9 protein-coding genes are annotated in these 8,286 nt (G+C 66.2%); 8 read left to right on the plus strand and 1 reads right to left on the minus strand.

Annotated elements, in window-relative coordinates:
• A partial coding sequence (locus HGR_RS11150; RefSeq protein ID WP_039853306.1) for a helicase C-terminal domain-containing protein occupies positions 1–423 on the plus strand: 423 nt, incomplete at its 5' end.
• A gap of 60 nt (positions 424–483) precedes the next feature.
• Here the strand turns inward: HGR_RS11150 and HGR_RS11155 are convergent.
• Positions 484–1,314 carry an outer membrane protein assembly factor BamD gene (locus tag HGR_RS11155; protein WP_006298353.1) on the minus strand — a complete coding sequence of 277 codons (831 nt, stop codon included), beginning with the start codon at positions 1,312–1,314 and terminating at the stop codon, positions 484–486.
• A gap of 81 nt (positions 1,315–1,395) precedes the next feature.
• Between HGR_RS11155 and HGR_RS11160 the strand changes: the two genes are divergently transcribed.
• From HGR_RS11160 to HGR_RS16860, 7 genes are all read left to right on the plus strand, one after another.
• Entirely contained in the window at positions 1,396–2,511 is a 1,116-nt protein-coding gene (locus HGR_RS11160) for an RluA family pseudouridine synthase (protein ID WP_406564779.1), read from the plus strand.
• Positions 2,512–2,622: 111 nt separating this feature from the next.
• The gene (gene scpB, locus HGR_RS11165) at positions 2,623–3,336 is read left to right on the plus strand and encodes an SMC-Scp complex subunit ScpB (RefSeq protein WP_006298355.1); all 714 of its coding nucleotides are present in this window, start codon (positions 2,623–2,625) and stop codon (positions 3,334–3,336) included.
• Complete coding sequence (locus HGR_RS11170; RefSeq protein ID WP_006298356.1) at positions 3,333–4,667, plus strand: pseudouridine synthase; 1,335 nt, start codon at positions 3,333–3,335, stop codon at positions 4,665–4,667. Before scpB ends, HGR_RS11170 begins: the two co-directional genes overlap by 4 nt.
• 150 nt (positions 4,668–4,817) lie before the next feature.
• Positions 4,818–5,243, plus strand: coding sequence for a nucleoside-diphosphate kinase (gene ndk / locus HGR_RS11175; RefSeq protein WP_006298357.1), 426 nt, complete (start codon positions 4,818–4,820; stop codon positions 5,241–5,243).
• Between the two features lie 35 nt (positions 5,244–5,278).
• A complete protein-coding gene (gene rlmN / locus HGR_RS11180; protein WP_006298358.1) occupies positions 5,279–6,493 on the plus strand; it encodes a 23S rRNA (adenine(2503)-C(2))-methyltransferase RlmN in 1,215 nt (404 codons plus the stop codon).
• Entirely contained in the window at positions 6,490–7,332 is an 843-nt protein-coding gene (pilW, locus tag HGR_RS11185) for a type IV pilus biogenesis/stability protein PilW (RefSeq protein WP_006298359.1), read from the plus strand. Before rlmN ends, pilW begins: the two co-directional genes overlap by 4 nt.
• On the plus strand, positions 7,325–8,286 hold a 962-nt coding region (locus HGR_RS16860), incomplete at its 3' end, for a helix-turn-helix domain-containing protein (RefSeq protein WP_006298360.1). The genes pilW and HGR_RS16860, both read left to right, overlap by 8 nt.

Below are 8,286 nucleotides of genomic sequence, written 5' to 3' on the forward strand. Positions count from 1 at the left end.
CTGGATCGGCTGCGGCGCGGCGCTGCATCGCCCACACAGGGTTGCGTGCTGGTGGCCTCGGCTTCCTTCTGGGAGGGCGTGGACATTCCTGGTGATGCCTTGCAGCTGGTGGTGATCGACAAACTGCCTTTCCCTCCGCCCGGAGATCCCCTTGTGCATGCACGCAGCCGCAGGCTGGAGAGCGCGCAGCGCAGCGCCTTCAACGACTACCACTTGCCCGAGGCCGCCGTGGCGCTCAAGCAGGGCGCGGGTCGTCTGATCCGCAGCGAATCAGACCGGGGCTTGCTCGTGATCTGCGATCCGCGTCTGGCTCAGATGGGGTATGGGCGCCGCCTCTTGGCGGGCTTGCCCCCGATGCAGCGGCTGAGCACGGAGCCCGAGGCCCTGGCCTGGCTCGCCGTGCTGCGAGCAGATGCGGGCTGAATTTTCAGGATGAGTTTGCGTCGCGATGGCAGGTGAGCGCCAGCGCGGCGTGCCTGTCGCTCACCAGAGTTTCCACCAGGGACTGTCGGGGGCCTTGGGCGCTTCATCGGCGCTGACTTTGACGCCTTTGAGGTAGGCGCTGTTCGGGAAGTTGGTCGCAAGCACGCGCCGCGCATCGTCGCGCAACTGCGGCATGTTCAAGGCCTCGTAGGAATCGACCAGGATCTGCAGCGCATCCTCGAGGGCAGGCGCGGTGCGGTAATCCGCGACGGCCTGCTGGGCGCGGTTGATGGCGGCGACATAAGCGCCGCGCTTGAAGTAATAACGCGCCACGTGAACCTCGTAACGCGCCAGGGTGTTGACGATATAGACCATGCGCGCGCGCGCGTCGGCGCTGTAGCGAGAATCCGGAAAGCGCGTGACCAGTTCGTTGAAGGCCGACCAGGATTCCTTGGCGGCCAATTGGTCTCGTTCCGACAAGTCCTGGCGCGTGATGAAGGAGAACAAGCCCAAGTCGTCGTTGAAGTTGACCAGACCCTTCAGATACAGGGCGTAGTCGATGGCCGGGCTGGCGGGATGCAGGCGCATGAAGCGGTCCAGCGTGGCCACGGCCTGCGCGGACTGGTCATCCTTGTACTGGGCGTAGGCCTTCTCCAATTGCGCCTGCTGGGCCAGCGGTGTACCGGCGGCGCGCCCCTCCAGCTTTTCGAACAAGGTCACGGCCTGCGTGTACTGGAAGTTGCGCACTTCCTCGCGCGCCTGCTCGAGGATCTCCTCCGGCTTCATCTTGGCCGTGGGGTCGTCGGGCGTGCTGGAGCAGGCCGACAGCAGGGCGGCCAGCGTGAGCGGCAGCAGGCAGGAAAGGACACCCGATAATTTGGCGCGCAGCATCAAGGAAAACCGTTGAAATCAAAGGCAGGGATTATAGAAGTCACCCCCGTGCGGCCCGCTTCTCCGCGAGCCACGCAGGACATGTCCGCTTTCGTTGAGGAGCACGCGGGCATGGCGGCGGACGAAGGCGAGGCGGGTGACGCAGGCGAGGCCGAATTGGAGCGTCGCCCGTGGCGCATTCCGCCTGAGTTGCATGGGCAGCGGCTGGACCGTGCCCTGAGCGAGCTGGTGCCCGAGTTTTCGCGCAGCTATCTGCAGCAACTCATCGAGGCTGGCGCGGTGACGTTGGGCCCGCAGCCGTCCCAGCTGGTGGTGCGCAAGTCCGCCCACAAGGTTCGCGCCGGGGAGGTGGGAACGATCGAACTGCGCCCGACGCCGCAAAGCCAGGCCTTCAAGCCTGAGGTCATGGACCTGGACATCGTGCACGAGGACGCGCATTTGCTCGTCATCCACAAGCCCGCCGGCTTGGTGGTGCACCCCGCCCCCGGCAACTGGAGCGGCACCTTGCTCAATGGCCTGCTCGGGCGCGACCAGGGTCGAGGCGAAGTGGCGGCCCAATTGCCGCGCGCCGGCATCGTGCACCGCCTGGACAAGGACACCAGCGGCTTGATGGTCGTGGCGCGCACGCGCGTCGCGATGGAGGCGCTGGTGCGCATGATCGCCGCGCGCGAAGTGAGCCGGCAGTACTTGGCCTTGGCGCATCGGGCGTGGAATGGGCCCGTGCTGCGCGACGTCGGCGGCGCGGCGCAGGAGGGCATCGGTCGTGATCCCGCCAACCGCTTGCGCATGGCGGTGGTCGATTTGGCGCGGCACCCGGGCAAGCCCGCGCTGACCACGTTCGAGTTGCTGGGCAACGCCGCGCCGCGGCCAGACGAGGGCCTGGCCCAGGGTGCTTGCCTGCTGCGCTGTACCTTGCACACCGGGCGTACCCACCAGATCCGCGTGCACGCCGCCTCGATTGGCCATCCGCTGCTCGGTGACGGCGTGTACGGCGGCGCGCCCGTGGTCGGGCTGCGTAGGCAAGCGCTGCACGCATGGCGCTTGGCCTTGCGCCACCCGGTCAGCGGTGAAGCCTTGGTCTTTCATGCACCGCCGCCCGACGACTTGGCCAAGGCCTGCGCCGCCTTGGGGCTCGACTACAATGCCGCGCAGGAAACACCGAAATCGCCCTTGTCCCGAGGGCCGAAGGACGCGTGAGAGCCGTGCCACGACGATGCATCGGCTGCTGGTCGGAACCAGCGCGCTCCTCCCCTATCTCTTCTTGATTCTTCTTTTCGTGCACCGTGACGGTGCCGGCTGCCCTTTGACATGAATACAACCCTGGCCAAGCGCGTTCTGGAAACCGCCTTGATTTGCGCGCAGCAGCCCATGCCGCTGCGCGACATGGGTCAGTTGTTCGAAGGTTCCCTGAGCACCGACACGCTCAAGTCGCTGCTCGAGGAGTTGCAGCAGGAGTGGGTCCAGCGCGGCGTGGAGCTGGTGTGCGTGGCCTCGGGCTGGCGTTTTCAGAGCCGCCCGGAAATGCGCGAGTACCTGGACCGGCTGCATCCGGAAAAGCCGCCGCGCTACACCCGTGCGACCCTGGAGACGCTGGCCATCATCGCCTACCGCCAGCCTGTGACGCGGGGCGACATGGAGGACATCCGGGGTGTGACGGTCAATTCGCTGATCATCAAACAGCTCGAAGACCGAGGCTGGGTCGAGGTCGTGGGTCACCGCGAGGCGCCCGGGCGTCCCGCGCTTTACGCGACGACGCGGCAATTCCTGGACGATCTGGGCCTGGCGTCCATCGATCAGCTGCCTTTGATGGAAACGCCTCAGGCGCAAGACGGTGTTCTGGACATGCTGTCGGAACTGTCGGCGGACCCGTCCCAGCCAGCGTCCACCGAATCGGCCGACGCACCGATGTCAGCGCCAGAGTCGCTGCCCCTACCTAACGCGCCGACAGAAGAAAGAGCCGTGACGGACGGTGACGCGGCCAGTTCGGCCTCCAGCGGAATGACAGAGGAACAACAGGGATGAATACCGAAGGCATGAACGACGAGGGCCTGAATCCGCCAACGCAGCCGCAAGGGGGGGCTCAAGGGCCGCAAGCGCCTCGTCCCGAACCTGCGCCTAGGGATGCGGCCATCGCGCCGGCGTCAACCGAGGCCACGCCCGAGGAACGTTTCGCCGCGGTGGTCTCCGGCGCCTTCGACGCGGACGAGGCCTCGACCGAATTGCCAGCGCCAAGCAAGCGCGTTTTGCAGCCTCAGGCCGAGACGCCCAAGCTGCACAAGGTGCTGGCCCAGGCCGGCATGGGCTCGCGCCTGGAGATGGAGCAGCTCATCATGGAAGGGCGCATCTCGGTCAACAACGAACCCGCGCACATCGGCCAGCGCATCCAGTTCGGGGACCAGATCAAGGTCAATGGCAAGCCCATCCGCTTTCGCATCGCTCCGCCACCCGCGCGGGTGATCGCCTACCACAAGCCGGTGGGCGAGGTGGTCACGCACGATGATCCGCAAAACCGGCCCACGGTGTTTCGTCGCCTGCCCAAGCTGCCCCAGGGCAAATGGCAGTCGGTGGGCCGGCTGGACCTGAACACCGAGGGCTTGCTGCTGTTCACCAATTCCGGCGATCTCGCCAACCGGCTCATGCACCCGCGCTTCGGTCTGGAGCGTGAGTACGCCGCCCGTGTGCTCGGGGCCTTGAGCAACGAGGAGAAACAGCGCCTCTTGGACGGCGTGCCGCTGGATGACACGAAGGCCCAGTTCGGCAGCATCGAAGAGGGTGGCGGGGAGGGCTCCAACCTCTGGTACCGCGTCACGATTTCCGAGGGGCGCAACCGCGAGGTGCGTCGCATGTTCGAGGCGGTGGGGCACGCGGTCAGCCGCTTGATCCGTATCCGTTATGGCGCCATGGTCTTGCCGCGCGGTTTGAGGCGGGGGGCTTGGATGGAGCTGGACGATCGCGACATCCGGGCGCTGATGCAGGCGGCAGGCGGCTCCGTGGAGTCGTCGGAACCTGGGGGGGGCACGTCCTCCCGTGGACGTCCTGGCTCCGGTAACGCGGGCGGCTTCAAGAACGGGAACGGCCGCCCAGCTGGTGCGCAGCGCCAGGGCGGCGCTGCGGGCAAGTCAGGCAAGGCGGCTGGCAAATCGGGCCGCGGCGCGGGTGGGCAGGGAGCCCAGCCTGATCCCATGAAGACTTCCCAGGGCTACATCGGCCACGACAGCTTCATCCGACAGCGCCAGGACAAGGGCGCGGGTCGCCCAGGTGGGCGCGGCGGCTTCGGTGGGGGCGGGGGCGCCGCCGGACGGGGTGACCGCAAGACCGGCGGCGGTCGCGGCGGAAGCGGCCGAGGCCGTTGATTCAGCAAGGATTTTTGCCGTGCTCCGGGTGAAAACCCGCTGGTCAGCGGTTAAAATGCTCGACTTTGCCTGATTCGGCTGGCCCGCTAATGGCGGACCGGCGCATCACTGCAGGACTACAACCTCAAGCCCATCACAGGAATAACGCACATGGCCATCCAGCGCACCCTCTCCATCATCAAGCCCGACGCCGTTGCCAAGAATGTCATCGGTCAGATTTACGCACGTTTCGAAGCCGCGGGCCTGAAGATCATCGCCGCCAAGATGGTTCATCTGTCGCAAGCCGATGCGGAGGCTTTCTATGCCGTGCACAAGGCGCGTCCCTTCTTCAACGACCTGGTGAAGTTCATGATCTCCGGTCCGGTGATGATCCAGGTGCTCGAAGGCGAGAACGCCATCCTGAAGAACCGCGACCTGATGGGCGCGACCGACCCCAAGAAGGCCGACAAGGGCACCATCCGCGCCGACTTCGCCGACAGCATCGACGCCAACGCCGTGCACGGCTCCGACGCGCCCGAGACCGCCGCAGTCGAAGTGGCGTTCTTCTTCCCCGGCATGAACGTCTACAGCCGCTGAAACTCGCGCGCGCCAGCCTGGCGCGCCTTCACCTCATGACAACGGCCAATCTGCTCGACTTCGATCTTGACGGATTGGTCGTTTTTTGCGAACGGCTCGGTGAGAAGCGCTTCCGCGCGACCCAGCTGTTCCGATGGATCCATCAGCGGGGCGCGAGCGACTTCGACCAGATGAGTGATCTGGCCAAGTCCCTGCGCGCCAAGCTCAAGACCGCGGCCCACATCCAAGGCCTGCCTGTGATCACCCAGCAGGAGTCGGCGGACGGCACCATCAAGTGGCTGTTTGACGTGGGCGATGGCAATGCCGTCGAGGCGGTCTATATCCCCGAGGACGACCGCGGCACGCTCTGCGTTTCGTCCCAAGCCGGCTGTGCCGTTGGCTGCCGTTTTTGCTCCACCGGTCACCAAGGTTTCAGCCGCAACCTGAGCACTGGGGAGATCGTGGCCCAGCTCTGGCATGCCGAGCACTTTTTGCGTGCCCGTCGGCAACATCCGCTGCAGCCGGGCGAAGACCATCGTGTGATCACCAATGTCGTGATGATGGGCATGGGTGAGCCGCTGCAGAACTATGCGGCCTTGGTGCCGGCCTTGCGCGTCATGCTGGACGACCATGGCTACGGCCTCTCGCGTCGGCGCTTGACCGTGTCCACCTCGGGCGTGGTGCCGATGATGGAGCGCCTTAGCGAGGATTGCCCCGTGGCCCTGGCGGTTTCTCTGCATGCGCCCAACGATGGGCTGCGTGACGGCCTGGTGCCATTGAACCGCAAGTACCCGATCCACGAGCTGCTGGACACCTGCCTGAGTTACCTGGCCCACGCGCCGCGCGACTTCATCACTTTCGAGTACTGCATGCTCGACGGCGTGAATGACCAGCCCGAGCACGCACGCGAGTTGTTGGCCCTGATGCAGGTGTTCCGTCAGCGCGCGGCCGACCTGGGGCATGGCGTGGGCTGCAAGCTCAACCTGATCCCCTTCAACCCATTTCCCGAGTCAGGTCTGAAGCGTTCCCCTGGTGAGCGGGTGCAGGCCTTCGCCAAGATCCTGCTAGAGGCCGGCATCGTGACCACGGTGCGCAAGACCCGAGGCGACGACATCGACGCGGCGTGCGGCCAACTGGCGGGTGACGTGCAGGACCGCACGAGCGTCGACGCGCGCATGGCGCGCCAGCGGCAACTGCTCCAGCCCCTTCAGCCCCTCCAGCCTATGCAGTCCTTGGATGCCAGGCCGTCCTCCGGGAGTCCGAGGGCATGAGCGGCTTGGAGCTGCACCTGCCCGCGCATGCGCGGTTCGCGCATCGCGCGCTCTGGCCCTGGATGACCCTGCTGTTGCTCGCGCTTGCCGTGCCGTGCCTCCAGGGGTGCGCGCAGCGCGCGACCAGCGGCGAGGACATCGTGACCGCGTCGGACGAGCCTGAGCAGCGCAGTCGCGCGCGCCTTCGCCTGCAACTGGCCTTGGGTTACTTCGAACGGGGCCAGGATGCCGTGGCGCTGGACGAGATCAAGCAGGCCCTGGCCATTGATCCAGCTTTCGTGGACGCCTACAACCTGCGCGGCTTGATTTACATGCGGCTCGACCAGCCCCGTCTGGCGCAGGAGAGTTTTCGCCGCGCCCTGTCCCTGGGCGGCGACAATCCGGATGTGCTGCACAACCAGGGGTGGTTGCAGTGCCAGCAGGGCGACTTCGCTCAGGCGGCGTTGTCGTTCGAGCGAGCCCTGGCGCAGCCGGCCTATGGCCAGCGCGCCAAGACCTGGCTGAGTTTGGGGCTTTGCCAGATTCGGGCGGGACAGCCTGGCGCAGCCGAGCACAGCCTGCTCAAAGCCTACGCATTGGATGCGGAAAATCCCGTGGTCGGCTACAACTTGGCGCAACTGCTGTATGCGCGCGACGCAATGCCTGAGGCTCGCCTTTACATTCAGCGCATCAACAACAACGGTTCGCTGGTCAATGCCGAGACCTTGTGGTTGGGTGCGAAGATTGAGCATCGCCTGGGAAATGCTCAGGCACGAGATCGCCTGGGCAGCCAGTTGCGTGTGCGTTACCCGGGCTCCAAAGAATTGGATTCCTATGATCGGAGAGCGTTCGATGAATGAAGAGAACAAGCAAGAAAAGACGCAAGCTGAAGCGGTGAACGTCGCGGGGGGTGTCGCGGCGCGGGATGAATCATCTTCCGGTCCCGACTCGGTCTTCCAAAACTCATTTCAGCCGTCCACGCAGGGAAGCGTTGGCACGAGCGCGGGTGCCATGCTGCGCCATGCGCGCGAGACGGCGGGCGTGGACCTCTCCTCGCTGGCCCTGGCGCTGAAGATTTCGGTGAAGAAGCTGGAGGCGCTCGAGGCCAATCGCCACGACGAGCTGACGGATTCCGTGTTCATCCGCGCGCTGGCCTCCAGCGTCTGCCGCACCCTCAAAATCGATGCGGCCCCCATCCTCGCGCGCCTGCCCAAGTCGAATGCGCCCAAGCTGGTGGCCAATGACGAAACCGGTTTGAACGCGCCCTTCCGCACGCCCGCCGACGTCGCCAAGACGCCGTTCTGGGAACATCTGTCCCGGCCCGCGGTCCTGGCTGCCTTGGTTGTGTTGCTGGCCGCCTTGATCCTCATCCTCTTGCCCTCCAGCAAGAACACCACGGCCGCGAACTCGACAGGCACACCGGCGACCAACAGTCCGGTGTCGTCCACCGAGTCGACCGAGCGCGCCGAGGATGCCTCCAAGGAGGCTGTGGCTGAGTCCAGCACGGGCTCGTCGGCCACGACCGCGGCCGCTCCCCAGGCTGGTATCCCCGCGGCGCCCCTGGTGACCGCCCCGATGACTGCTCCCGGCACGTCGCAGGCCACCGCGGCCTCACCGTTCTCCAATTCCTCCGGCGCAAGCCGTCCCGCGCCCGTTGCGCCACCCGTCGCTGCTGCGCCCGCGGCCCTGTCCCCAGCCGCGACGCCGTCCATCCTGGCGCGTGGCACCGCGCCGAACGGTGCGGCCACCAACCTGGCGACCGTGCCTGCGCGCGCGCCCGCCGTCGCGGCTGCGGCTGCGCCACCCGCCGCTGC

Source organism: Hylemonella gracilis ATCC 19624, assembly GCF_000211835.1.
Taxonomy (GTDB): Bacteria; Pseudomonadota; Gammaproteobacteria; order Burkholderiales; family Burkholderiaceae_C; genus Hylemonella; species Hylemonella gracilis.